The organism is Hafnia paralvei (assembly GCF_020150375.1).
Classification (GTDB): domain Bacteria; phylum Pseudomonadota; class Gammaproteobacteria; order Enterobacterales; family Enterobacteriaceae; genus Hafnia; species Hafnia paralvei.
This window is the reverse complement of record NZ_CP083737.1, coordinates 481,896-508,289: the sequence shown is the minus strand read 5'-3', so window position 1 is coordinate 508,289 and position 26,394 is coordinate 481,896. Positions and strand designations below refer to the sequence as shown.

At 53.2% G+C, this 26,394-nt stretch carries 23 protein-coding genes and 1 tRNA gene; 2 read left to right on the top strand and 22 right to left on the bottom strand.

Annotated features, from left to right (window positions below; genetic code table 11):
- Positions 1-33 precede the first annotated feature (33 nt).
- Complete coding sequence (gene dicD / locus K9N75_RS02270) at positions 34-609, top strand: division control transcriptional repressor DicD (RefSeq protein WP_039188013.1); 576 nt, start codon at positions 34-36, stop codon at positions 607-609.
- Between the two features lie 87 nt (positions 610-696).
- On the opposite strand, the gene K9N75_RS02265 is transcribed toward dicD, so the two are convergent.
- Positions 697-1,344 carry a YfdX family protein gene (locus K9N75_RS02265; RefSeq protein WP_064575218.1) on the bottom strand — a complete coding sequence of 216 codons (648 nt, stop codon included), beginning with the start codon at positions 1,342-1,344 and terminating at the stop codon, positions 697-699.
- 693 nt (positions 1,345-2,037) lie between these two features.
- Between K9N75_RS02265 and K9N75_RS02260 the strand changes: the two genes are divergently transcribed.
- Positions 2,038-2,113, top strand: a tRNA-Phe gene (locus K9N75_RS02260).
- A 234-nt stretch (positions 2,114-2,347) separates the two neighbouring features.
- On the opposite strand, the gene K9N75_RS02255 is transcribed toward K9N75_RS02260, so the two are convergent.
- From K9N75_RS02255 to tssC, 21 genes are all read right to left on the bottom strand, one after another.
- A complete protein-coding gene (locus K9N75_RS02255) occupies positions 2,348-2,740 on the bottom strand; it encodes a DUF4150 domain-containing protein (RefSeq protein ID WP_224452191.1) in 393 nt (130 codons plus the stop codon).
- 10 nt (positions 2,741-2,750) lie between these two features.
- Positions 2,751-3,356, bottom strand: a complete 606-nt coding sequence (locus tag K9N75_RS02250) for a DUF3540 domain-containing protein (RefSeq protein ID WP_224452190.1) — start codon at positions 3,354-3,356, stop codon at positions 2,751-2,753.
- Positions 3,357-3,367: 11 nt separating this feature from the next.
- A complete protein-coding gene (locus K9N75_RS02245; protein ID WP_224452189.1) occupies positions 3,368-4,438 on the bottom strand; it encodes a pentapeptide repeat-containing protein in 1,071 nt (356 codons plus the stop codon).
- Positions 4,435-6,975, bottom strand: coding sequence for a DUF2169 family type VI secretion system accessory protein (locus tag K9N75_RS02240; RefSeq protein ID WP_224452188.1), 2,541 nt, complete (start codon positions 6,973-6,975; stop codon positions 4,435-4,437). The genes K9N75_RS02245 and K9N75_RS02240 overlap by 4 nt, the downstream gene beginning before the upstream one ends.
- Before the next feature lie 224 nt (positions 6,976-7,199).
- Complete coding sequence (locus K9N75_RS02235) at positions 7,200-7,586, bottom strand: DUF3592 domain-containing protein (protein WP_224452187.1); 387 nt, start codon at positions 7,584-7,586, stop codon at positions 7,200-7,202.
- 14 nt (positions 7,587-7,600) lie between these two features.
- On the bottom strand, positions 7,601-9,859 hold the full coding sequence (locus K9N75_RS02230; RefSeq protein WP_224452186.1) for a type VI secretion system Vgr family protein: 2,259 nt from the start codon (positions 9,857-9,859) through the stop codon (positions 7,601-7,603).
- A gap of 325 nt (positions 9,860-10,184) precedes the next feature.
- Positions 10,185-11,615: a serine/threonine protein kinase gene (locus K9N75_RS02225; protein ID WP_224452185.1), complete on the bottom strand. Its 1,431-nt coding sequence runs from the start codon at positions 11,613-11,615 to the stop codon at positions 10,185-10,187.
- Positions 11,616-11,639: 24 nt separating this feature from the next.
- Positions 11,640-14,255 carry a type VI secretion system ATPase TssH gene (gene tssH / locus K9N75_RS02220; RefSeq protein ID WP_224452184.1) on the bottom strand — a complete coding sequence of 872 codons (2,616 nt, stop codon included), beginning with the start codon at positions 14,253-14,255 and terminating at the stop codon, positions 11,640-11,642.
- 38 nt (positions 14,256-14,293) lie between these two features.
- Complete coding sequence (gene tssG, locus K9N75_RS02215) at positions 14,294-15,337, bottom strand: type VI secretion system baseplate subunit TssG (RefSeq protein WP_224452183.1); 1,044 nt, start codon at positions 15,335-15,337, stop codon at positions 14,294-14,296.
- A complete protein-coding gene (gene tssF / locus K9N75_RS02210) occupies positions 15,334-17,205 on the bottom strand; it encodes a type VI secretion system baseplate subunit TssF (RefSeq protein WP_224452182.1) in 1,872 nt (623 codons plus the stop codon). The genes tssG and tssF overlap by 4 nt, the downstream gene beginning before the upstream one ends.
- A gap of 2 nt (positions 17,206-17,207) precedes the next feature.
- Positions 17,208-17,771 (bottom strand): type VI secretion system baseplate subunit TssE, encoded by a 564-nt coding sequence (gene tssE / locus K9N75_RS02205; protein ID WP_224452181.1) that lies wholly within the window; start codon positions 17,769-17,771, stop codon positions 17,208-17,210.
- Positions 17,764-18,576 (bottom strand): type VI secretion system accessory protein TagJ, encoded by an 813-nt coding sequence (locus tag K9N75_RS02200; RefSeq protein WP_224452180.1) that lies wholly within the window; start codon positions 18,574-18,576, stop codon positions 17,764-17,766. The genes tssE and K9N75_RS02200 overlap by 8 nt, the downstream gene beginning before the upstream one ends.
- Before the next feature lie 9 nt (positions 18,577-18,585).
- The gene (locus tag K9N75_RS02195) at positions 18,586-18,984 is read right to left on the bottom strand and encodes a hypothetical protein (RefSeq protein WP_224452179.1); all 399 of its coding nucleotides are present in this window, start codon (positions 18,982-18,984) and stop codon (positions 18,586-18,588) included.
- A gap of 16 nt (positions 18,985-19,000) precedes the next feature.
- Positions 19,001-19,798 carry a PP2C family protein-serine/threonine phosphatase gene (locus K9N75_RS02190; RefSeq protein ID WP_224452178.1) on the bottom strand — a complete coding sequence of 266 codons (798 nt, stop codon included), beginning with the start codon at positions 19,796-19,798 and terminating at the stop codon, positions 19,001-19,003.
- The gene (tagH, locus tag K9N75_RS02185) at positions 19,795-21,543 is read right to left on the bottom strand and encodes a type VI secretion system-associated FHA domain protein TagH (protein ID WP_224452177.1); all 1,749 of its coding nucleotides are present in this window, start codon (positions 21,541-21,543) and stop codon (positions 19,795-19,797) included. The genes K9N75_RS02190 and tagH overlap by 4 nt, the downstream gene beginning before the upstream one ends.
- 90 nt (positions 21,544-21,633) lie before the next feature.
- Positions 21,634-21,843, bottom strand: coding sequence for a T6SS amidase immunity protein Tai4 family protein (locus K9N75_RS02180; RefSeq protein ID WP_224452176.1), 210 nt, complete (start codon positions 21,841-21,843; stop codon positions 21,634-21,636).
- A 131-nt stretch (positions 21,844-21,974) separates the two neighbouring features.
- Positions 21,975-22,382, bottom strand: coding sequence for a putative T6SS immunity periplasmic lipoprotein (locus K9N75_RS02175; RefSeq protein ID WP_375374038.1), 408 nt, complete (start codon positions 22,380-22,382; stop codon positions 21,975-21,977).
- Positions 22,373-22,915, bottom strand: a complete 543-nt coding sequence (locus K9N75_RS02170; RefSeq protein ID WP_224452174.1) for a hypothetical protein — start codon at positions 22,913-22,915, stop codon at positions 22,373-22,375. The genes K9N75_RS02175 and K9N75_RS02170 overlap by 10 nt, the downstream gene beginning before the upstream one ends.
- A gap of 57 nt (positions 22,916-22,972) precedes the next feature.
- Positions 22,973-23,455 carry an Hcp family type VI secretion system effector gene (locus K9N75_RS02165; RefSeq protein WP_224452173.1) on the bottom strand — a complete coding sequence of 161 codons (483 nt, stop codon included), beginning with the start codon at positions 23,453-23,455 and terminating at the stop codon, positions 22,973-22,975.
- 1,089 nt (positions 23,456-24,544) lie between these two features.
- Entirely contained in the window at positions 24,545-24,898 is a 354-nt protein-coding gene (locus K9N75_RS02160; RefSeq protein ID WP_224452172.1) for a hypothetical protein, read from the bottom strand.
- The gene (tssC, locus tag K9N75_RS02155; protein ID WP_224452171.1) at positions 24,895-26,394 is read right to left on the bottom strand and encodes a type VI secretion system contractile sheath large subunit; all 1,500 of its coding nucleotides are present in this window, start codon (positions 26,392-26,394) and stop codon (positions 24,895-24,897) included. Before tssC ends, K9N75_RS02160 begins: the two co-directional genes overlap by 4 nt.

The window sequence follows — 26,394 nt, the reverse complement described above, 5'->3', positions numbered from 1 at the left end:
GTGAAAGATCCGCATATTAGACAGGAGGATCGCGTGCAACGAGAACTCGTGCTCAGCCAGGTGCTCAGCCTGCTGGAACAACAGGGACTAGCGACAACTACCTTGGAAAGATTGGCTCCGCAGCTTGATATTGCTAAGGAAGAGCTAGTCCGTTTTTGGCCAGATCGTGAAGCCCTGCTTTACGACAGTTTGCGCTACCACGCACAGCAAATTGATACTTGGCGTCGGCAAGTGTTGCTAGACGAATCACTCTCTGCGCGGGATAAAATTTTAGCGCGCTATCATGTCTTGGCCGAGTGTGTGCAGCAACAACGCTATCCTGGCTGCTTGTTTATCGCGGCCTGTAGCTTCTTTCCAGAAGACGATCATCCGATTCACCAGCTCGCCGAACAGCAAAAAACAGCCTCTTACGAGTTCACCCTAGCGCTGTTGCAAGATATTGATATGGATGACCCTGAAATGGTCGCTCATCAGATGGAGCTCGTTCTGGAAGGTTGTTTAAGCCGCTTATTAGTGAAACGCCAACTAAAAGATGTCGAAACAGCACGCCGTCTAGCCGAGGATATCTTGCAGATCGCACGCTGCCGTCGTAATGGTGCGTTGAGCTAACGCTCAGTAGCACCAAACACATATGAATAAGCCACCCTGAGCGAAGGGTGGCTTATTTGAAGGTAGGAGAATACGAACAGAACCGAATTAGTTAGCGTCAACCAGTGTTACGCTATCGGTGATAATGCCGTCTTCAGCGCCTTTCAGAGCCAAATTAGCTTCATAATATTTGCCATCTTTCAGCAGTTGCTGAGCTTTTTTCACTGCCTGCTGAGTTTGTTTCAGTGGCATCAGATATTGAGTTTCAGTTACGCCAACGCCGGCCAAACGCAGCTCTTCCATTGCCCCTTTATGATCGCCTTTCTTGAATTTAGCATTAGCGCTATCAATGGCTTTCTGTTTTTCAGGGGTCGCAACAAAATCTTCAGCCAATGAGATAGAGGCGTTGATGACCACATAGTTATCACCCGCCAGCGGCGTTTTCTTATCGGTCTTGATGAACTCTTTCCAGTTGGTGCTATCGTCAGACAGTAGAGTATTTGCTTGATTTACCAGTTTCTGCGCAACGTCTGGATAGCCGCGGAATAAGGACACGCGGGCATATTGCACATCACGCATGGCATTAAAGCCTTGCTGAGCGACTTTCGCGACCTCTTTAGCCTGTTGAGCCGTCAGCACGTTGGTACTTACAGTGGTGGTGGTTGCTGCTGGCGCTGTGGCTGCAGAATCAGCGGCCCAGGTAAAAGTAGACATCATGGCAAGAGAAAGCGCGGTTGCTGTAAGTATACGTTTCATAATTATCACACCTGATTTCATTTATATTATTCGGTTATGCGCTCCCTATCAAAAAGGGAGAATCGCAATCAACGAAACCAAGGTTATATATCGCCAACGATGGCTGTCAACGCACTGGAATTAAAGGCATTTTTTGTAAAATAAGCATGACATCTCGAGGTATAAATAATTTACAGCCTATCGTTAATTATTTAAATTCATTACAAAAGGATAAAAAATCGTCGAGCAACAGGGTCAAATTAACGCCTAACCCATTGTTAAAAAAACAAAAATAACTAAAAATCTATCGTCAAAAAAAGTAAACCGACATCAATATTAGCTCTCTACATCAGATGTATTTATTCGCTACACACATAAAAGAATCAAAATAGGATTCTAATATATAAAATTTAGTTCTATGTTCTCTCGTGCCATATGGTTTTCACCTCTGCAGCTAGCTGAAAAATATCCTACGTAATTTTATGTCAGCCTTAAATGTCATCTTTTATCAACTCACGCAGGGCTTTTTAGTATCTAAGTAAACAAACACCCCCCTGACCAGCCAATTTTTAAAGAGAAAAAACAAAACGTCCTCTGACATGGCGCACATTTCATGCAAAACAACTAAAAACGACGAAACATTAGGCAACTGAGCAAACTATTGAAGAAATTACGTTGACGCCACCGCACAGATCCAGTTTAATACGCCCCGTTGCCCGGATAGCTCAGTCGGTAGAGCAGGGGATTGAAAATCCCCGTGTCCTTGGTTCGATTCCGAGTCCGGGCACCACTTTCACTTCTATGTACGTCTTCCTAACTCCACAAAACTTAAGTATAATCACTGCCATACATCACTTTTTAACATCACGAACGCCACTGACCTCAACCCCACTATCTCTAAATCAAGTTGTATCTGGGGGCTTTTCAGGGGGCTCTTCGTGTTCAATGAAATTTGAGCCCCCCGTATAACACTGACATCCCTACATAAAAATCATTTACAAGCGACAACACCAATCTCATGCCCCTACGGCGCTAACATCAGTACCTTGAACTGGCTCGGAACAATACGCATCCCTACTGCATTGGTAGAGTTCTGCAGACTGATGCTGGTCAGACGGGTAGCCGGCGTGCCTTTCAGCAAGACGGTAAATGCGCCGGTAAGGTGCCGTGATGGCCCCATGACCGTCCCAGATGCCACGCCCGTCGCAACGCCGGGATTATCGCCGTTGGTTAATGGCGTGACCGTCGCCATGTTATGCGCTGGCATGCCCATAAAAAGAATGTTCATCGCATTCGGAATGGCCGTCGACCCTAGGGCAATATCCGGGTAGGGAATCGGCGTAGGGGCAGGCATTGGCGTCAGACAAACGTCGGGAAAGGCTAAATCGACGCCCAAAAGCTGGCAGTTGGCAAACATCGAACGCTCCTTATCCCATGTGAATTTGTTCGGAATCGACTTTGGTGATGGCCTTTGAGGTAATCACCGTGTTGCGCGCATGTAGACGAGCATAATCCTCCGCCTTCATATCCAACTGCCCGGCACGAACCTGTTCCGTCTGCCGGGTCGTGCGCAGCAGATGATGGCTTATCTGGGTAACAGTGTGCCAGACGGACTCCGCACGTTTACCGACGACTCGCGAAAGACTTACCCAGGCGGAAAGCGTCTCGCCGCTGTATTTCATCTCGTTGATATGACAATCGCCACGCTCGGCACAGACACGCAGCGCTTCACTGCTGAGGCTCAGCTCACCGCTACTACGGATATGCAAATTTCCAGATACGTTTAGCTCCGCCTGCTGCGGATTGGCCTGTTCCAGCACAGCCAACAGCCAGACCTGATTCTCTACGCTTGCAATCAACACTGCATCGCCTATCTGCGGGGAAATCACACAGCTGGCCGCCCGGCGGCAGTGCCAGCCGCGCCCTTCGCTCTCCACCGTCAGACTACCGTCGGCGAAAAAGTGGGTAACCGTTCCGGCAGCCTGCATCGGGAGCATCGCGGCCTGGGCAAGCTTATGGTTAATCCTAGTCATCTTGTCTCTCCTCAAGTACGGCTGTGGCGCTGTGCGCTCCACGCTTCAGCAGCCAACAATTCTTCATCATATTCCAGGATGCCTTGCCGTCCGGAAAAAAGCGTATTTTCCTGGCGGGCACGGTGCATCCGGGTTCGGGAAAAGGTCGCGCCGCGGAAATCCGCGCCATTCAGGTCGGCGCCAGAAAAATCGCTATACGTCAGATCGCACAGCGAAAAGCGTGCCTGCACGGTACTGGCGTGCTGCAGGATGCTCTGGAATAAACGGCTCTGGCTGAAGTCGGTCTGTTCCAATAAAGCACCAACAAACATCGCCTGATCGAACACACTGCCGCAGCATTGTGCGCCACGGAGGTTCGCTTCCATAAAAAGCGCCTGGCTGGCGTTGACCTGATTAAGCTGTGCGCCCTGTAATGACGCGCCTTTGAAATTGCATTGGGTTAGCTGAGCACCGTTAAAAGCGGCTTCATCAAGCGGGCAGTCGGTAAACTGGCAGCCGGTAAACCCTTGCCGGCTATAGTTTTTCCCACGCTGATCGCAATTAAAGAAAACGGTACGCTCAAACTGCGCACCGTTCATGCCAGTCTGCCGTAGATCAACCCTGTAGAAGGTCGTCATCAAATGATGGCTGTTCCCGAAATCAACTTTTTCCAGGGTCGATTCATAAAACACGCTGCGATCAAACCTGGCCTGAGCGAAACAGCTGGCGCTAAGCGTACAGCTCATAAACTGAGTAGCGATCAATTCACTTCGGGAAAAATCGCTCTCACTTAACATACATTGGTTAAAAACACAGGCGTTCAGCTCCGAATCAGCCACACGCAGGTTTTCCATCTCACACTGGTTAAAGACCGTCTGTTCAAGATGTGCGCCGCTCAGGCTCACGAGATTCAGATTGCATTCAGTAAACATCGCTTCATGAAGATTAGCGCCCGTCAGGTTTACCTCGCTGAGATCGGCTTCCTGAAAAATCGCCCCGGACAGATCGCAACCCTGCAAATCCATGCCCGAGAGCGACAGTTCGCTAATCGGCTCACCGTTTTTTACCCGCTGCTGCAACGCCTGTGGACTAAACACTGTCATATAACTTCTCCATCGCGCTTAGGTAGCGTTTTGATCCGTTTGATCCAGGCGTCCTGCAGACGCGTCGTCTCGCTGGTAAACGCCTGCGATAAATCCGCACGAAATAGGTTTGCACCGGTGAAATTCGCCCCACCAAGCTGGGATTTTTGCAACAACGCGCCCATCAGGTTGGCATCGGTAAAATTGGTGTCGCGGAAGTCTGTGCGCACAAACAAGCTACCCACCAGATTGGCACGAACGAAACTGGCGCTCCGGCAATCGGCTTCACTCAGATCGCTATTCTCTATTTTCGCCTGCACAAACTGCGTTCCCGATAGCGGAACCTGGCGCAGGTTACTCTGCCTTAGGGTCGCGTGGCTGAAGTCAGCTCCGATAAGCGAGCTTTGCGAAACGGCCGCACTGGTAATCCACATAGAATGGTCAAATTTGGCCTGTTCAGCCAGAGTATGAACCAGAGAACAGTTTTCCAACGTAGCCCCGCTAAATATTGCCGCCTCAAGCGTGGATTGAATAAATGACGTTTTGTGCAACCGGGTGCCATTGAAGTCCGGTTCCGCAAGGGTTAACTCCATAAAGACGCAGCCATCCAGCGTTGCCTGACGGAATCGGCAGCGAATCAGGCTGACTTCACGAAGCAACAGCCCATCAAGTGTGGCGTTATCAAATATGCATGCTTCAAACAGTGCATTCTGCACCTGTGTATCGGCAAAACGCGCGCCGCTAAAGTCACTTTCATGACACTGGGCCAGCGCCAGGCTCGCGCCGCTAAAATCACAATCACGCAGCGAGGCCTGCTGTAATTCAGTCCGAGCAAGTATCGCCCCGCGAAAATCGGCGCCATCCAGTTTGCAACGGTGTAAATCGGCACACTCAAGCAGCGCTTTGTTAAAATTCGCCCCATGCAGATCCATTCCGGAGAAATCGACCCCTGTAAGATCCATCCCCCCGAAGTCACCACCCCGTTCCAGAGTTCGTTCAGCACGCTGGCGTAGGATCTGCGCCAAATCGCCCTTCAGTCTCATCGCTGGGGGTTGATGCTGCACGGCGGCAATGTACATCTGGTGTAGCGCATCACGGGTTTGTGCCCGTTTTTTCTCGTTCATCTCCGGCTGGTGACGGTGCAGCATCTCCTGCATGCGCTGCATTGCTTCCGGACCACGCGGCTGATGTTCTTCACTTTGCGTTTGCGGATAGCTGGCGGCCATTTCTCGTTGGCGTTGCTCCGCTTCGGCCTGCATCTCCTGTGCCTGACGCTCCATTTTGTCGATGAATTCCGGCAAATCCTCCAGCGTTGGAACCTCCGGCTCGTCAAGACCGTCCAGCAAGTCGTGTATCTCACCTCCGCTGGCTTCGAGCCTTGCCCGATGCTGCTCGCGTATAAGGTTCGCACGATTTTTCATGTTGTCCTGCATCGGGCTGGAGGTCTGATCAACCTCGCTATCCAGCCATGGGCCGATAACCTCTTCCGGCAGCAAATCTTTCTCGCGAAATGCAAACAGAGCGCCTTTCTCTTTATCCATCCTCTGGGCCAGCACTTTACGATAGTGGTTGACCGAACGGGCCGCGCCCTGTTTTTCCAGCGCCGGCATCAGCTGTTGCACATCGGCGGCGTCATCTTCGTTAATGCGAATATGCCCCTGCCAGATGATCAGCATCTGCTCCAGATGCGGGAAGAACCAGACGGTGGTGGCGCGTAGGGGCATTTCTTCAAACAAAATCTCATCGCCGCGTTGGCGATTGATAAAACAACGCGCCTGCCAGGGTGGCAATGTACCTTCCTGCATCGGCTTGTCCGGGTGCATATTCCAGATGCGCCACTTCGCCTGCGTCGGCAACGCATCGCGATCGTGCCACCATTGATCCGGGCTGGCGGCATTAAACACTTTCCAGTCAATATCTCTGGCAAAACCGGGAAAGTCATTTTGTAGCCAACCGGCATCGTATTTTTTACCCATTCGGCTAAAACGACGCGGCCACTGAATATCCAGCGCGCCAAATCCGGCAGGTTGTGGCTTTTGCTGCGGCGAGGCCATTCGCCCTTCAAGGGGTTCTATATTCGGTAGCCGGCGGAACTCTCGCCCTTCGCGTGTTTCACGTGCAAAACCGATACCGTGGGGATTATCCTGGCAGCCTGCACCGCCCCAGGCTCGATTCCAGTCAAGACGCATTTCATTGAAAGGCTCAGGTGGTGTAATTTTGCTGCCCGCCCAATAGCGGTCTCCGAATACCACCAGCGATTTACTGAGGTTTTCGATATCGATTCGTGCCACGCAGGCGCTTTTTTCCTGCTGATGATGGGTATATACATGCCCAGTCGCCAAAAATTCAGCGCAAACTTTGGGGATAGCCATATCGACTACTCCGCCGCTGGTTTGCAGTTCACTTGCCGCCAGTTGCCACAGTTCCATCTCAGGGCGCAGCATGGGATTTGGTCCCATATCCGCAAGCGCCAGTACTGATGCACCAAGGTAGTTCTTTCCCTGCCAGCGAAATGGCCGGTTAAGCACGCTCAGGCGAAGGGGCTTAACAATCTTCATTAATCATCCTTTAAGGAGAGTTATCTACGCTTCAGCAGTGGATGAGGAATATCAGGCACCGCTTTTTCGGGTTCATCTTCTAAGTAACGTAATGGGATCTTTTTCCCCGCCTGATAACGATGCGTATTAAGTACATCGATGACGGTATCAGCCTTGCGGTTTATTTTACTTCCCTCTGCGGTGAGATAAGTAAATTGATTAGGGGATAAAACCCCCCATAAAAATTACCGCCCCAGAATTAAAGGTTTATCGCTGATAGCAACTTTTTGAGGATCTTGCGGATCATATTTTATTTCTGTGTAATTACCTTCTTTAAAACTTTCAATTTCTTTGAATGTTAATGCTTTAATTATCGTTGATTCAACCATCTGGTTCTCTTTTGTCTTAAATCGAAGGGTTAGTTTATAAATAGGTTTGTTACCACTCCAACTGCTGGTTTGCAGCGTATTAATAATCTCAGCATTTGTGGACACTCCACTTTTCAATACTGCATCTTGCGTGAAACCATCTTTCATATACGGATAGACATTGGTATAGAGGAATCTCGCCATCGGGAAAATGCCGAATATCACAACAATTACGGCCATTATAATAAAAAATGTATTACTCATTTTTCTTCCTGCATTCATAAAAATAAAGTCAATAATTTAGATGACATAGATAAGTCTCCGGAGTTTATCACTGCATTTATCTGAGACAGTTCCATGGCTTTATTACTATACGCAAAAGTATTATGAGAAACTGAAACATTACTATGGGAAAAAGAAACACCAGTTCGCGATCCTGATATGCCAGTCATACTTTCTGACATTCCTGTCATACTAAATGAGTTACCTGTAAAACTTTCGCTAAGCGCTGTTATTGAAAGATTGTGAAATTTTGGCTCAAATTTAGCTTTAGGCGCCTTCATATTAATTGCCTTACCACTAATAATATTGATCTCATCAGGACTTGATATCGTTATAGCTCCCTTCACATTTTGCGTCCAGGTACCGCTCTGTACCTCAACTTTTATGCCACCACCAATCGTTTCTACTCTGCCGCCTGATACGATCGTTGTTTCCTGACCGCTATCATATATTTCCGTTAGTTTGTTGGTAACATGGTGCAGTTCAGTTCCGTCAATATCCGTCGTGCGTCCTCCCTTCACGGTTACAGCATCACCACCGGATGTAATATCCAGCTGACGTCCATTTTTGATGGTTTCCGTCTGTCCATCATTGAAGGTCGTACTTTCCGCCTTATCAACCGTTGTAGTACGTTTTGACCGGTAATAAAACGTCCCGTCACCGGTTACATCATCTTTCTGCTGCTTCAGTATCGTCGTGGTGCGGTTACCATCAACGTTCACCGTTTTATCATTCTCTACCGAGATCTTCATATCCTTTTCAGAATGCATCTCAACGGCTTCATTGCCCGCCTTATCCTCAAAAAACAGATAACTGGCATTGTCCTGATGACCATCCTTGCTGCGGGTCATAAAGCCCATCTGTGTAGCCGCTGCTGGCAACGCCCACGGCGGCATACTGGCTTCGTTATACACGCGTCCGGTGACAATTGGCCGGTCCGGATCGCCGTTGATAAAGTCAATCACGACTTCGTCGCCAACGCGCGGGATTTGCACCCCACCAAAGCCCTGACCCGCCCACGCGCTCGAGACGCGTACCCAGCAGGAGCAGGTATCGTCGCCCTTCGCCATACGATCCCAGTGGAACTTCACCTTCACTCGGCCATATCTATCCGTCCAGATACTCTCGCCTTGCGGCCCCACGACCTTCGCCGTCTGCGGACCATAGGTACGTGGCCACGCCGTTACCTGCGCTGGGCGGTACACAACCGAGGCAGGAATCACCGTAAAGTCAGTACGATGTATCGTTTCACCGTCGCTGCCGCTGGCATAGCGATTTTCTTCAAAATAGTATTCCGCTGCCGTCGTCAGATACTCTCCGTTGTCGCTGAAGAACGGCGCATTGCTCAGGGTGAAACGCGATCCCGGCGCAATCCCCATTGCCGTCCCCGTGCCGTGGAGCTGTTGATGCTCTACCTGCCAGCGCTCCTGACGGATACGGGCGTAAGATTCACCGTGTCCATGTTCAACAAAGCGCCCAGGCCAATCGTAGACATCAATGCTACCCGGCTGCGGTGAAGCAGGATTTTGCTGCGCCTGGTACAGCCAGGCGTTCGGTTTGCGGAAATCATAATCATCCAGACTGTAAATTCCCGGCGTTACGCTGTCTTCCAGCGCCCACTGGCCGATCCCCTCTTCACTGGTACTGCCGCCGGATGGTGTCTGATGATATGGAATCACTTCATACCCGCTAAACGGCTGGTACTGAGTTGCCGCGTCACTTAACACCAGAGTATGCCTGTCCGCCGCATGCTGAAAATGATACCCAATCCCTTCCAGCTCCATCAGGCGGCTGATGAAATCCAGACTGCTTTCCTGATACTGTACGCAGTAGTCCCATACCCGATAGCTACCCGTGAGCTTGTCTTCAACGTTGACCTGGCTCTCGCCCAGCAGCGTTTTGACAATCTGAGGAACCGTCTGACTCTGGAAGATGCGCAGGTTACGGTCGCGTTTCATCGGCCACAGATCTGGCTCAACGGTAAGCTGATACACCGCATAGCGCGTACCGCTTAGCTCAGTCGTACTGACCGCCACCCGAGTCACCTTACCGTTAAGATAACGCGCCCCCTGCAGGCTTTGCGTCGGCAGAGTAACAGTGACCGCCTGACCCAGCAGCTTGCTGCGGTCAATACGCGCGTCGGTCCCCAGTAAAGTCAGGTTCAGCGCAAATGATTCAGACATCGCCTCGCGACCCGATAGTTTCCAGAACAGCAGCCCCTCAACGGGGAGCTGGACGGTGATTCGATTGAACATAGATAATATCCTGATTAGTAAACCAGCAATAAAAGGCATGGCACAAAAGAATAACGAGATGGATTAATAAGCCAAGCCCCGATTTAGCGATTTCAGAAACTAGCCAACGAGCTATAGCTGAAGTGGATTAATTAAGCCGCCTGAGTCGATTCCCCTCCATATCACAGTGCCACAGGAAACATATTGAATTATCAGGAACCGGCATAATCCACTGTCCGGCAACGGACAGGCGGATAATTTTCGCAAACAGCACTGGCGATACATTCTCGCTAAAAAGATAGACAAACTTGATGTTTACATACGCTCCGGCCTTTTACCCGCTCGCTTACGGATTCGCCAGCCAGATGCCAGGCTTCGTAATATCCAGCGTCTGGGTACGTGTCCTGCCATTCCCTTCCAGTTCAATTCTGATCTCACCCGCAGGCAATTTAAGCGATGCGTAGCCGTTATTCCCTAGGCGCAGCGCTTTTGACTCGCCATTCACCTTCAACGTTTCGCCGTCATGCATACGGATATAGACCAGCGCGACAGGGCTGGCGTCGACAGGCTGAGTGCTCTGTTGCGCGGTAGCAGGTGGCGTAGCCGGTTCGCTCACCTTCGCGGTTTCCGGTTTGGCTTCCGACGCGGTGACATCCGTTGACGGCATTTCAGAAAGCGTCTGTGCCGTCTGCTGCGGCACATCTTGACCGCTGCCGCCGAACAACATCGCGCCAGCGACTATCCCCAACAGCACACCCGCGGCAACCAGCCCCGAGATCTTATAACGCCGCCAGTCGAGCGCTGACGCAGCGCCCTCTTCTTCCACCGGCACCAGCATCGTGCCCGGCTTTTTAGCCACCAGCACGTCATCGATGCCTGCCACGGGCATTTCAATCAGCGCGGCAAACTCATCTATGGACTGAGGACGATCCTCCATGTGCAGCGCCAGCGCGCGGTCAATGGCCTGCAACAGCGGGATGGAATAGCCCTGCGGCATCAGCTCGACCAGAGGTTTACAGGTATCCTGAATGGAGCGCACCACGCTGACCGGCGGCGGAGAACCCACGATCAGGGTACGTAGCACGGCGCCGAGGGCGTAAATATCCGTCCACGGCCCCTGCTCGCTTTCGTTGTCGTCGATGTACTGCTCAATCGGCGCAAATCCAGGGCGCAGCATGGTTTCCGTTTCGTCGGAGAAATTCCCGATGATGCAGCGCGCGGAGCCGAAATCGAGCAGCACCGGCAGGCCGTTATCCTGGATCTGGATGTTATCCAGCGAGATATCGCGGTGCAGATAGCCTTCGTCGTGGATGGTCTTGATCGCGCCAAACAGCATCGGCAGCGTGCGGTGGATCCAGGCTTCGTTGATCAGCTCCGGTTTTTCTTCGCGCAGGCGTGACAGCGTGGTGCCTCTGTAAAACAGCGTTCCCATGTAGGCCGTATCGTTTTGCACCCAGAAACGCAGGACGTGCAGCAGGTTCGGGTGGTTAAAGCGCGCCAGCAGACGAGCTTCCTGAATGAAGCTGTTCAGACCCGCGGAAAAGGCTCTACCAAAACGCTCGCTGCGCAGTACAAGGGTCATGTCATCGCCGCGTACGGCGAGCGAAGAAGGCATAAATTCTTTGATAGCGATAGTGCGTTCGAGCTGGTGATCCCAAGCGCGATAGACGATGCCGAAACCGCCACCACCAATCATCTCTTTAATTTCAAACTCGTTAAAGCGATATCCGACCGGGAGCGCGTTTGGGACAGTCCGATTGTTATCATTATCCGTCATCTTTTACAGTTCTCTTGATGATTATTACGCGGCAAACTGACAGTGAAACTTGCCCTGCTTGCAGGTGACATGCAGACGTCGGTACTGCTCGTCGCTGCGGCTGGCGGTAAGTAAGATCTGGCTCATCTGAGGCAACAAGGTGTTGGTCAGAATAGCGTCCACCATGCGTCCGCCCGACTCCACCTCGGTACAGCGCTGAACAATCTGTTCCACCACGCTGTCGTCAAACTCAGAAATGATGTTGTGGTTCTCTTCCAGACGACGCTGAATGCGCTTAAGCTGCAGGCGCACAATCTGCCCCAGCATCTCGTCGCTGAGTGGGTAGTAGGGCACCACCAGCAGACGGCCCAGCAGCGCTGGCGGGAATACCTCCAGCAGCGGCTGGCGCAGCGCACCACTCAGGGCGTCCGGCTCTGGCATCAGCTCCGGAGCGGCGCACATGGCGCTGATAAGCTCGGTGCCGACATTGGACGTCAGAATAATAATGGTATTGCGAAAATCAATGTGGCGGCCCTCGCCGTCTTCCATCCAGCCTTTGTCGAAAACCTGGAAGAAGAGCTCATGTACGTCCGGATGCGCTTTTTCAATTTCGTCCAGCAACACCACGCTATAAGGGCGACGACGCACGGCTTCGGTTAATACCCCGCCTTCACCATAGCCCACGTACCCTGGAGGCGCACCTTTTAACGTCGAAACGGTGTGCGCTTCCTGGAATTCACTCATGTTGATGGTGATAACGTTCTGCTCACCGCCGTACAGTGATTCCGCGAGCGCCAGAGCGGTTTCGGTTTTACCGACGCCGGACGGGCCGCAGAGCATAAAGACGCCCACCGGTTTGTTAGGATCGTCGAGCTTCGCCCGCGAGGTTTTCACGCGGCGGGCAATGAGATCCAGCCCGTGGCGCTGGCCAATAACGCGCTGGTTGAGCGTGTCGGCGAGGTTCAGCACCGCGTCGATCTCGTTTTTCACCATCCGGCCCAGCGGGATCCCGGTCCAGTCAGACACTATCGCCGCAACCACGTTTTCATCCACTGCGGCAAACAGCAGCGGTTCATCGCCTTGTAAAATGTTCAGCGCCTGCTGCTGCGCCACCAGTTGGCTACGTAGATCAGCAGTATCTTCTTCACCCACCGCAAACAGCGCGGCGCGCAGGCGAATAATCTCCTGCACCAGGCTGCGTTCTTCCTCCCAGTGCTGGATCAGGGCTTCACGTTTTGTTTCGTACGCGTCGCGATCTGCGATTAAGGCCTTTACGCGCTCAGCGTCACCGGCCCCCACGCGCGCTTCGCGTTCAGCTATTTCAATCTCCACGTTCAGCGCAGCAAGATGGCACAGACAGTCCTCCAGCTGCGCCGGCGGCGCACTCTGGCAGACCGCCACGCGAGCGCAGGCGGTGTCGAGCAGCGCAACGGCTTTATCCGGCAACTGACGCGCTGGGATGTAGCGATGGGATAGCTTCACCGCCGCGCTCACCGCTTCATCAAGAAGTAAAACCTGATGATGGGTTTCCAGTGGAGAGACTGTGCTGCGCAGCATCAGTATGGCTTTCGCTTCATCCGGCTCGTGCACCTGCACCGTCTGGAAACGACGGGTCAGCGCCGGATCTTTTTCGATGTATTTTTTGTATTCCGCCCAGGTGGTCGCGCCGATGGTGCGCAGCTGTCCGCGCGCTAGGGCTGGCTTGAGTAAGTTCGCCGCATCGCCGGTCCCCTGCTGGCCACCTGCGCCAATCAGGGTGTGGATCTCATCGATAAACAGAATAATCGGCGTAGCGCTGGACTGGACCTCATTAATCAACGCCTGCAGACGGGCTTCGAACTCGCCCTTCATGCCAGCGCCTGCCTGCAGCATGCCGATGTCCAGCAGCCAGAGCTGAATGTTTTGCAGCAGTTCCGGCACATCGCCGTCGGCAATACGCAGCGCCAGCCCTTCCACGACGGCGGTTTTGCCGACCCCGGCCTCGCCGGTCAGCAGCGGGTTGTTCTGGCGACGGCGCATCAGAATATCGACCATCTGGCGTATCTCTTCATCGCGTCCGACAACCGAGTCAATCTTCCCATCGCGGGCACGCGCGGTCAGATCCTGACCATATTGGGCCAGCGTCCCCTGCGCAGCAGGGACCGCACCCGCTGGTACGTCGACGGCAGCCACCGCCTGCTGCGTCTCTTTGCTCTGGGCGCAGATGGTATCGAATTGCTCAATCAGCACCTCAACGTTAAGACGGGTAAACTGCGCCGAAATGCTTTTCAGCACGTTAGCCAGGTTCCAGGTTTTGAGCATGCCTATCAGCAAATGCCCACCGCGAATGCGGTTAACGCCAAACTTCAGCGAGCCGAAGACCCAGGCACGCTCTACGCCGCTGTCGATATGTTCAGAGAGATCGGAAACAGAACTCGCCCCGCGCGGAAGAAGATCCAGCGCGGCAACGATATCGCGCGTCAGCTGCTGTTCATCAAGGGCAAAGTGGCGGATGACCTGCTGCAAATCGCCATCCTGCTGCTGCATCAGCTGATGGAACCAGTGCACCAGCTCAACATACGGATTACCACGCAGCTTACAGAACGCAGTCGCGCTTTCCAGAGAGGTAAATAAGAGCGTATCCAGTTTGCCGAAAAGCACGGCACGGCTAATTTCTGACATGTTAGTTTCCATTAACAATGATTCGGTATACAGAAGGATTACCGCTCTGCGCGATACACCAGATCGCCACGCGGGGCCGGCTGGGGTTGATGACCCAACCAGGTGTTATAACCTAAACGCCCGGCGCTTCCGAGCGAGGTGCCCTGCACCGCGTCTTCGCGCAGGATCACCTGCGTTTCCCATTCAAACTCCAGCCCAACGTACTGGCGCACCCAGTCGCACAGTTCGATGACACACACTTCGCTCGGCAAAAAACGGTTGTATGCCTCCGCGCTCAGCGGGCCGATTTCAATGCGAAATTTATGCTGCACGTCGCGTACTGCCACCCCAAGAAAGGCGGATTCACCCATGCGCGGCATGCGGCGACCTTCTCCGAGTTGCGCCTGCTCTCGCGAAGAGAGCGGCATCCACTGCGGCACGTTACTCACCAGTTTGACCGAGGAGTTAAAATAGTTTCGCAGGATCTTCTCCAGGCCCTCCGGATCCCGCCCGTTACGGGTCAGGTGTCCGGCATGGGTAAAACGGGCATGCGTGCTCAGGCTACCGTTGTCCATCTGACCCAGCTGGCCCATGCCAATCAGCGACGCCAGGTAACCCTCAAAGCGCTTGTTGTCGGCACGGTCGAGGGAGACGGCGGGCTGCGCATCCGCCCAGGCACGGTAAAACAGCAGCGTCAGGCGGTGGTGGAACAGATCGGCAAACGCGCTCAGGCTGTGATCCTGATGATGATGAATACGCTCGCGGGCGTACTCGGTCATGTGTACCGGCAGCGGACCGTTCGGGCCAAACAGGCCGAAGCTGAGGATAGAGACCTCATGCAGCGCTTTGTCCTCCCGCTGGCGTACCTGAGCCAGCGTGGAAGGCGCAAAACTCATCGACGGTTGCTGGCCGATGCGTAACGGCTCAAATTTCGGCAGCGGGGCGCGCCCCAGCGGGTAGAGCTCGCCGCCCTGCGCATCTATGCGCCTCAATAACTGGAAGAGATCGTAGCGCCAGGGTGTCTCGCGCACTCCATGCCAGAACGCGTCCGGCAGCGCTGTCAGACGATGAACGCGCAGCGGTGCAGTAGTCGCATCACTCATATCAGCGCCCTTTTCCCCATCCGCGGCGCCCAGTTGCCGATTTCACCGCGCTGCTGACTGTTCAGCGTGAACGCCGTAAAGCTGTTAATGGATACCAGACGAGCAAAAAGGCGCTCCAGCACGCTGCCAAAAAGCCAAGGGCTAGCACCGGAAAATGCCCGCTCGTCCACCGTCAGGGTAATGCCGATCCCGCGCGCGAAAACGACCGGACCGGGCTCAGGCACGCGGCGGTGAACCGGCGACAGCACGCAGTGGCGAACGCCATCAACCTGACGGGCTACCGGCGTCTCAGCCAGGTTGGCATACAGCCCCAACAGCTGGCGCAGTGCGGCCGCACCGTCTTCGTTTTCACTGTCCATCAGGCTGAGGTAGTTCATCTGTAGCTGACTGATGAGCCGCCAGGTACTGAACCCCTCAGCTAACGCCGGACACGGCGGCGTAGGGCCTTTACGCAGGGTGAGGGATTTCACCGGCATGGAGTCGGCCATAATGAACAGCCCAAGCTCCTGTTGCAGCATCAGCGGCAGATCTCGGCTGGTGCAGAGCACCTCGGCAGAGATATAGCGCAGGTTTTCCTGCCACGGCGCGTGCTGTTCATCCACCAGGGAAACAAACACCTCCGACCCGATATAACCGGTACGGGTACCGTAGCGCAGGGCATGTTCTGACAGCACGCGCTGTTCCCGACGCAGGGAAAAATAGGCCCCGTAGTTACCCGCGTCGCCGCTCCAGGTGCTCCAGAAAGGACGAAACGTCTGATCGTCGCGCTGCCTGTCGGCGCTGCAGAAAATTTTATTCACAGCGTAAATTTCATAATCGAGCGGACGGATGTTATCCACAACTAGATGGTATTCATGCTGGCCTTCGCTCAGCTTCTGGCGCGCCGCCACTTTCGGAAATAGGTTGATCACCGGCGTACAGTGCAGCGCCAGATGGCTGGCGTCGACCATGCGCTCCAGCTGTTCATCTGACTTATCGAGCAGAATGAAGATATCGAAGGCTTTTTCGCTATCACAACGCTGAATGAGCGTGCTCAGGCCGCTCAGGCTGATGAAGCGGAAGCGGGCCGGGAAGGCAAAGTACTCCTGCAGCAGCCGGTAGCCGTCAAAGTTGCGCAGATCGTCAGGGAGCAGCGCCTGGTCCGACTCAAAGCCCTCCTGACGCAGCGCATCCGACGCCAGCAGCTGTCGCTGCGGCTGCGGATTGACCGTCTGGCAGACGATCCCGGCGTGGTGCTCCATCACTAGCTCAAGCAGCTTCAGCGCTTCAATGTCCGGGCCGCTGAGGAAAAATTCGAGACGGTCAAAATCCAAGTGTCCGAGGTTTTGCGAACCGTCACAGGCAATGCGAACCCGTAAGGCGCTGTTGATCCCCCGCTGGCTCAGCCCCAGCTGCGCCAGCGGCAGGTCGGCGGGGATCCCGCCCAGCTCAACCTTGTCGATTTTCAGCGGTAGCAGGTTAACCTCGTGCGCCGTGGAGTAGCTGCAAGTCACACCGGTCTTTTTCAGCGCCAAGCTGTCCATCATGGTACCACGCGGCACAATGAATCCCTTGCTCAGATCGCCCCGGCTGCTGTCGGGCTGAATCTCCGCTATCGCCATCGAGGGCGTTGGCGCGAGGTAGTTAGGGGCAATCATCTCCAGCAGACGCTGGGAAAAACGCGGAAACTCCGCGTCCATTTTCATCTGCACGCGGGAGGTCAGGAAGGCGAAGCCCTCCATAAGGCGCTCAGTATACGGGTCCGCCACTTCAATGCCGCGCATGCCCAAGCGTCCGGCGACTTTGGGGTAACGTTCGGCAAATTCTGCCCCCATTTCGCGCAGGTAGGCCAGTTCACGGTTGTAGTATTCGAGCAATTTACTTTCCACGATCACCTCGCATCTTTCAGTTCAAAATGGCCGTTTTCCAGATCGACATCGGTGCGAAACAGAAACTCCAGCGGGTACGGCACACACCACAGACGCCCTTTAATTTCGATGGAGAGTACGTTGTGCAGATCCAGCGAGGAGGTATCTGACACGCAGCGGACCTGCAGCCCCTGTGGCAAAATGCGCGGTTCAAAATTGATGATGGCCTCAGTAAGCTTGTGCTGAATATCGTGCCATTCGATGTCCGACATTCTCTTTCCGGCCAGCGGCGCGACGCCAAAGTTAACCACCGAGCGGCTCACGTGCGGCAAGGTGCTTAAATCACCGGACGCATCATGGCTGATGGTGTTAAACAACCACTGAAGATCCCGCAGAACATTGCGGCGCAACGCGGCGTGAGTGATAAGATTGCTGTTGGCCGACTCGTTTTTTTTTTCTGGGTCATTATCGGTGAGACGATCCAGCAGCGAGGGCTGCATTTTGTCGCGCGCCCCCGCCTTCTCCTGCTTGCTGCGGGCCTGCCAGCCGCTGCGCAGCAGATCGCCTTCGCCAGCGGGATTACTCATCGGTTCCATCCGTCGCAAACATCACGAGATTCAGGGACAACAGCGGGCTTTCGCTCTGCTCGCTCAGCCACGCCTTCTGACCTTTTCCTTCGTAAAGCGTGCCGTCATCGTCGAGCGGCAACCATTCGGTGGTACGTCCAAGCATGACGGCATCAGAAGCGTCTTCAGCAAATGGATAGCGCGCTGGGATCTGACAAACCTGCTCCGTACCGTCGGTAAGTCGCACCAGCGCGTGACGCCAGACCAGATCGGTGACGCTGGCAGGCACCTGGAAGCTGATCTCTGCAATCGCGCTAAATGGCAGCCAGAAATAACGGCCGTTCACGATGGTTTCACACACCAGCCCCAAGCGGGCATCGCCGTCCATCAGCCAGTCAAACGTCTGCGTCTCGTCATTTTCAAGGATGATGTGGCCTGGGTTTGCCTGAGCCAGATCAAGCGCTTCCAGACGCAGCGCCTGTGCGCGCTCACCGTCCTCGCGGAGCGCCATGGCCAGAGTAGTCAGCCACGGCCACTGTGTTTCCGGCATGGAAGGACGCGTCTCTCCGGCCATGACCTTCGCACGCTGCAGTTCGCCCTGAATGGACTGCATCAGCAAGGTAATGGTCAGTTTCGTCTGCGGCTTCAGCGCCAGCCAGCTTTTCAGCTGGGTCAGGGCGCGGGTCCAGTTGCCGCTGAGGGTTAAAAACTGCACGAACGCGGCGCGGAGGTCGGCATCTGCCGGACGGGCTTTGATCTCTGCTTCAAGGTTCGCCAGCGCGTCGTTGAGTGTTTCACCCGCCAAGTGTTGATAGAGCGTATTCATAGCCATTCCTTAATTCGCCGCGCGCCATGCGCCGACTGCCGGATTGCGCAGCTGAGGCCGCAGGGTGTCAATCAGAACGATATTCAGCGGGGTTCTGGGTGCCATCCACACGCTCCAGGTCTGTTTTACCGCGGCAATACGTGCCTGCAGTTTGGCGTCATCGCTGGCGATCTCGCGCGAGATTTCCACCGCCACCGTGCCGTTGCTCTTCCAGCTGTTGAGGGTGGAATCGTAAGGCAGGATCATCCAGCTCTGGTCGCTGTTCGGGATGCTGAATACCATGCGCTCTTTGTTGACGCAGGTGAGCAGGGCATTTTCAGGATCGGCGTTTTTGTTCAACCCCATGACCGGGAAGCCGTGAATGTAGGTCACCGCCAGAAGTGCCAAACCCGATAGCCAAAGTTTCATATCGTTCCTTGTGTGTCTAATCAGTTCCGCAGGGAAGAAATTGCGCTGCGTCAGAGAGCGTATGCAGCAAAGTGGTGTCCTGAGGGTTGCCCATCCATACCGCCAGGGCAGTATAGTTATCCTGAGCATTCCCCTCCTGTTCACCATTCTTTTGAATGATTTGGTTCATTAAGGTCAGCCACTCCTGCGGCGTATTGACCATATGCAGCGACTGTTTCATTTGTTCTTCGCTGACGCCGTGCCAGAACCCGTCGGTGCAGAGTAAAAAGGCATCACCGTCTTCCACCTGGACCACGTCGCTGTAGCTCGCTTCCGACCCACCGTTTTCAATCCCCAAAGCCAGATAAAGCAGGTTGCTGTTGAGGTCCTCGGTCTGATGCCCAGCATCCTTCATCCGCTGTACCAGAGTGTGGTCGGTAGTCACATGCCACAGCCAGCCCCGACGAAAGAGATACAGGCGGCTGTCCCCAGCGTGCGCCCAGTAGGCCAGGCGATGATCCCTGTCGATGAACAGGCTCACCAGTGTGGTGCCCATCCGGCGGTAGTCCTGCACGGCCTGCTGTTCGCTGAGGATAGTGCGATTCGCCGTTTGCACGTAGTTGCGGATATGCTGCGCATTGAGGTGTTTGTCGCCATCAAAGCGGGAAATAATGCTGTTGCGGGCGAGTTCAGCGGCCACCTCACCACCCGGCAGACCCGCAATGCCGTCACAGACGACAAAGCAGGCTGAACGTTCCCCTATGGTTTCTCCCGTCTGATCCTGATTGCTGGCGCGAGTCCCCTGACGGGAGAAAGAAGCCGTTGCGATATTCATTTGTCTTCCGATCCGCTCTGTGAGTCTTTGTACTGATTCACTTCCATGTCATACGCATGAAGGAAGGCTTCGCCGAACAGGGTGTGGAAGTCACCCTCAATCTCACCAGCCGTCTCGCCATAGCTGCGGACAAAATAGTCCCAGAGTGCAGCTTTACGACTGCCCGGCAGCGCCAGACGGGAGGTCATGCCATTTTGCTTCGCCTGCTCTTCCATCTGTTCTGGGTTAAAGGACTGCAGCATCGCGGCAATGATGGCGCGGATACCGGAGATCATCCCCAACTGGTGCGCCTGCAGATCGATCAGCGCGTCACGCACGGATTTGATCGGCGGCATAAAGCCTGGCATCGGAGTACCGAACATCTGGATCAGTACGGTTTTCCCGGTTGGCAGCAGTTTGAACGGGTTGTTCGCATCGTCGAGCACCATGGTCATATCGGCTTTTACGCCGCGTTTGAGGATAGAGCGCGAAGAGAGCAGCGCCACGGTACCCTGAGAGAACATGCCAAGGATTTGCCCCAGCTGACGCATATTTTCACGGTCATACTGCGGGACAGGCTGCATTTCGCTCAGGCCCATCCCCTCCAGCAGCGCCTCAAGCAACTCACCCTGCAACACTTCGCCTCTCTCACCGTTGTTCGCAGTGGCGATTGGGGATGCAGCGTTATTGACCGGGTCGATACGCAGACGGCCCTTAGGCGTCTGAGCGCTACTGCGCGCAACGGCCTGTGGGGTCGGCATGGTAAAACCAGCGTAATGCGGACGAACGGGATCCTCATCTTGTTCACGCGGTGCGTCCCGTGGTTCAGGGGCAAACAGCGGAGAATCGGCAAGCACGTCCTCTTCCTGCGCGAGCTCCGGCGTTGGCTCCGGCTTGGCCTCGACAATGTCATCCGGATGGGTCAGCGGTGCGCCGCCCATCAATCCAAGGGGGTCATCATTACGCGCGGCAGGCACGCTGGATGACCCGCCAAACAGAGCCAGCGGATCGAGTTCATCCTCCAACTCTTCCTGAGGTGCGGGTTTGCTCTCGACCAACGGCGCCAGTGTTGAAGGCGTGACATCGTCAAAGATGCTCTCTTTTTTGAACAACGCTTCATCACTGAACAACGTGTCCGGGTCGACATTTTTACGCTCAAGCTTCGGATCGCTATCATTAAACATCGCCAGCGGATCTTCGGCATTGCACTCCGGAGCCGCTGGCTGGGAGAACGGATCGTGCAATGCCGAAGGCTGAGGCCTTGTGCGGTTGCTGGAGATGCTGTCGGAGATGGAGAACTCCTGCATCAGGCTATCCCAGATTTCCTTTGGCACGGGAGTCGGCTCGGCTTTCTCGCGCGGTGCAGCGCTCGCCGGTTGCGGTGCGGGCGTTGGCTGTCTGATCTGCTGCTGCATGCTGGCCGCCATACGGCTTATCGGCTGCGTGTCGTGAATAATTTCTGTCACTTCGATGCGGTAGTCGTCAATCCTCAGAATATCTCCATCCTGCAGTTCAACCTGACGCCCACGTTCCAGTGGAATATCGTTTAATACCACGCGCGTAACACTGCCGCGGTTAGTGACGCGGCATTCGCCATTGGCATCAACATGAACAATGGCTTGCAGACGCGAGATAGTGCGGTCATTGTCCGGCAACACCAGATTGTTATCCGTACCGCGCCCAATGGTGCCGCCCGGGGCATAAAAATCACAGTTGCTCTGTGGCGGCTGATGACCGGGTTTCGTAGAAATAATCGTGAATCGCATGGCGTATTCCTGCTGGTATGATTAGCGCTCAAACGCTGCCGCTCTCTGGGGGGAGAACGGCGGCGTTTGGAGCTGATTCCATTGCTTCTATTATTTTGCGGTTTTGAGCGGACGAATCGCGTCGCTGTTGGCGATTAAGCTGCACTTTAAAACCTGATATTGACCCGGTTCGGTACCGCCAATTTTCTCTTTCAGCAGAGAAACAATCACCTTGTCAGCTTTTTCAAAATTCTCAGCAAGCAGATCGCTTGCTTCGAGCCATGACATCAGGAAGTTTTTGGGCATATACAACTGAGGCATTTAAAACCAACACCAGCAACAATAATCGTTTCATTTCAGGCTCCAGATAATACCATGCGGGTGACGCTGCCACGGTGGGTCACGTGGCATCCGCCTGGGGCGAGAACGGCGACGTTTGGGCTTAACACATTCTATTCAGTCTGCGCAAGCTTAAACTGGCCTGAGGGACTTTCTTCTAAGGTGAAGCGAGCCGCATAGCGAATAGAATCGTTTTTCCCTGACACTTTCAGATCAACATCATATTCTCCTGCTTGCCACGCAATACCCTTCCACTGCTGACACTGTCCAGTCATTAACGTCACCTCAGGACTAAACGTTGACGGCGGCGATATCGTTTTCCATTCATTTCCCGCGCGTTTCATTATGGTGGGCGAATGGCTGGTGACAGGCGCGTCTAGCCCGGCATTAGCGGGAATAGCAAAGCAGGGGTCGTTGTTCTTTAGCGTAACCGAAAGCGACTGATATTGTGCCGGATGAGATACACAGGCACTCATCGTTAATGCGATTGCTACAACACTGAGTAACTGTTTCATAACCATACCCGCCGGTCTTTAGGATTTTGAATAAACAACGATAATACCTGCAGATATTTATCCTTCAGATCGGATCCGATAATCCCCTCAAACCCTGCAATGTTTCGGAAATCCCCCAGACCGTAATTTACCAGATAGTAAAAATCTGAAATGATGGAAGCCTGCTGCTCCATACCAAAGTCCGACAGTTTTTTATCCGGGGGTAAAGAATAGTTATAACTTGCTGCCCAACTAAATGCGCCTCGGGTACGAATGTTCATTCCAATCTGATGCTGCAATACATGCACCATTTCGTGAATAAACCAGTGCTTATATCGCGGAACTTCTATCGAGAAGTCATCCCGATAATGCGGCTCGCGAAAATAGAGCTCACCATTGGGTGCCATCGCGACATTGGTTGACTGCATATTAAAGGGTAAATAGCTTTTATTATGGACTTTAACTTCGGAATACTTTATTGCGTCACCAAACACCGAGCGCGCCAGTACTATTTCGCCAATGGCTAGAGGACGGGCGCCTCCTTCCTGCAAACTTGCCATATTATCTTCCTTCTCGGTTGATAATGACCGGGGAAAATTCCCCGGCCACATGCGCAATTACGCTTCTTTGTTCTCTTTGATGTTCCAGCCAGCGCTGCTTTCAGCACCTTTACCACCGGACGCGGTCTGCTCCCAGTACTGCTGTTTCACTTTCGCAGCCTGGAATGCGTAGGTCACACCAACGGTATCGCCGTTGTCTGCACCGGTGTATTGAACAGAGGTCACCAGAACGTCTTCCAGAGTAATACGCGTGTATTCAACCTGCTGACCACCCGCTTTGCAGACGGACAGTTCAACTTTGGTCAAGTGCTTACCGCTCGCACAGTGTTTCAGAACTGCTGTAGTGGATTTGTCGATCAGCGCATTAACGTGGAGATCGTTAAAGTTAACTTTACCGGCCCCCCCGCCACCACCCACACTCATATTACCTGGCTGGGACGCTCCCCAGGAGAAGGAAGTAATGTCAGTCCAGCCGGTGTGGTTAGAATCTTTAGATTCGCCCGTAACACCATCGACCTTCAGAAACATATCAATAGCCATAATATCTACTCTTCGTGGATGAACAATATTGCTTTCGAAAAAGCCCTTATATGGCAAACAGGAAAGTATGGGGCTGAATAAAACCGTTCATATTTTACCTCTGCCTCTAATCTGACGAATTCATATTCGCTCAGAGTATTCAGAGTGGCAGCCTATGCCAGCACTCTAAATTTGACCTAACCATTCATTACTATAACTAAGCACTAGACAATCAACTTTTGCATCATCTAGAATCATTTCAATTAGTTTGAAATTACACAGGACTGACGAATGAAAAATCATCTCACTGATATTAATAGTTGTATTATCCATTATTGGAATTTACACCATAATCAATATTATCCAGTCAACCTGGTATGTTTTTTCATTTAAAACACTTACTGCAATGCCCGCTAGCTTGATTTTTGGGAAAATCGTCTTTCTGATTCTTATTGTGGTCGGGCTTCGTTTATCCCTAAAAGGATGGCGTTCGTCACAACCTTGAATTTAATTTTTCAGCGAAGTAATAAATAGCGACAGATGCACTCACCACTGAAATTAATATGATTGCATTTGTCGTTAACCTCACCCCTCCCCAACCCAGTTAAACACAAAAACATAATAGCCTAACGTTGTAAAAAAAGCATAAATGATACAAACAGCATAAGATAGACAATGAAATATTTAGCTAATTTTTCAAGCACGCGTCCCCCCCGTTAAAAAACGGCTAAATATCTCTCTATCTATTGCACCATGACTTTCCTGATAATTTATTGCCTCGATAAAAGGTTTAACATTATCCTCAACCAAGAAATATAACAAATCTAAATCGCCTGCACCGCGCAATTCATTGTATATATCTTATTCAGTTTTAGCAGGTCGTAAGAGGTATATACTGAGCGAGATATCGAAGCCCCGACAGTTAATACACCCGTTATGCCTGCTGAAACCAGAAATCGCGGAATGATTTTAAAGACAAACAACGAGATCAGCTTGTTAACAAATATCATTTTAAATGTCATTCCTCCTGCTTTAGACCCGCCAATTTTAAGGAGGAGTTCCTTCGATTGTTCTTCAGATAACCCAGATTAATAACGTTTAATCACCGTATTAATCAAGCAGCGCACATATTCTGAAGTCAAAACCTTTTTTTGTCAGAGTTAAAAGCCTGATTTTATCAGTTTCATTTCGCCACCGATGATCTGTATCCAGAAAATCTTTTGTTAACATCCACAGGTTTTCCGGAGTTGACATAAAACCATCAACCGCGCTACGAGCAAATATTTCAGGAACACTTTGTTTACGCGTATCAAAAATTTTCAACATGCCATCAGCAATTTCTTTTGGTGAACTCGTTCCCAATTTGTATCTCCCAGAGATTAATAAATGCCGTTGGTTATTTTTACTGTGTTCAGTCATAGCTGCAGGAATTGCCGGCCCCTCTGGGCCAGCAATTACCATCACGCGTCTTTCGTCTTCAGCGACGGCAGCTTAGAAACCAGACGCAGAGAAACAGTCAGACCTTCCAGCTGGTAGTGCGGACGCAGGAAGAACTTCGCAGCGTAGTAGCCCGGATTGTCTTCGATCTCCTGCACCTGCACTTCGGCAGCCGCTAGCGGTTTACGGGACTTAGTCTCCTGCGATGAGTTCGCCGGGTCGCCGTCGACGTAGTTCATCACCCAGTCGTTCAACCAGCGTTCCATCTCTTCACGCTCGCGAAAGGAGCCGATTTTGTCGCGCACGATGCACTTCAGATAGTGGGCAAAACGGCAGCAGGCGAACAGGTACGGCAGACGTGAGGCCAGACGCGCGTTCGCGGTGGCATCCGAGTCGTGGTACTCGGCTGGTTTTTGCAGAGACTGCGCGCCAATGAAAGCAGCAAAGTCGGAGTTTTTGCGGTGAACCAGCGGCATAAAGCCGTTTTTCGCCAGTTCGGCCTCGCGACGATCGCTGATGGCGATCTCGGTTGGGCACTTCACGTCCACGCCGCCGTCATCGCTCGGGAAGGTGTGGCACGGCAGGTTTTCCACCGCCCCGCCGGACTCCACTCCGCGAATCGAGGTGCACCAGCCGTACTCTTTAAAGGAGCGGTTGATGTTGGCCGCCATCGCATAGGCGGCGTTCGCCCACGAGTAGCTGTTGTGGTTCGCGCCGTCGGTCTGCTCTTCGAAATCGAAGCGGTCTACCGGGTTAGTGCGAATGCCGTACGGCAGGCGTGACAGGAAGCGCGGCATTACCAGCCCCAGATAGCGGGCATCTTCCGATTCACGCAGTGAACGCCAAGCAGCGTACTCCGTGTTCTGGAAAATTTTGGTCAGGTCGCGCGGGTTAGCCAGCTCCTGCCAGGACTCCATCTGCATTACGCCCGGAGCGGTACCGGTGATGAACGGACAATGCGCCGCAGAGCCGATGCGCGCCATTTCACCCAGCAGCTCAACGTCCTGCGGGCTGTGGCCGAAGTAGTAGTCGCCAACGATGCAGCCAAACGGCTCGCCACCGAACTGACCGTACTCCTGCTCGTAGATTTTCTTGAAGATCGGGCTCTGGTCCCAGCCCACGCCCTTGTAGCGCTTCAGCGTGCGGCCCAGTTCCTGCCTAGAGATGCTCATAAAGCGGATCTTCAGCATCTCGTCAGTTTCAGTATTGTTTACCAGATAGCTCAGACCTCGCCAGGCGCTCTCCAGCCTCTGAAATTCTTCGTGATGAATGATCTGATTCACCTGCTGTGAAAGCTGTTCGTCGATCCCGGCTATCAGGTTCTGAATGGTGCGATATGTGTCGTTCGAGAAGGTGACAGTATTTTCCAGCGCCTGCTGCGCCAGGGTTTTTACCGCGCTCTCAACGGCGGAACGCGCCTGATCGGTTTTAGGGCGGAACTCTTTGTTCAGCAGCGCGCTGAATTCATCCTGGCTGAACGCCTGCCCCGTCTGCTGCTCATGTTGTTGAGTCTGGTTGCTCAT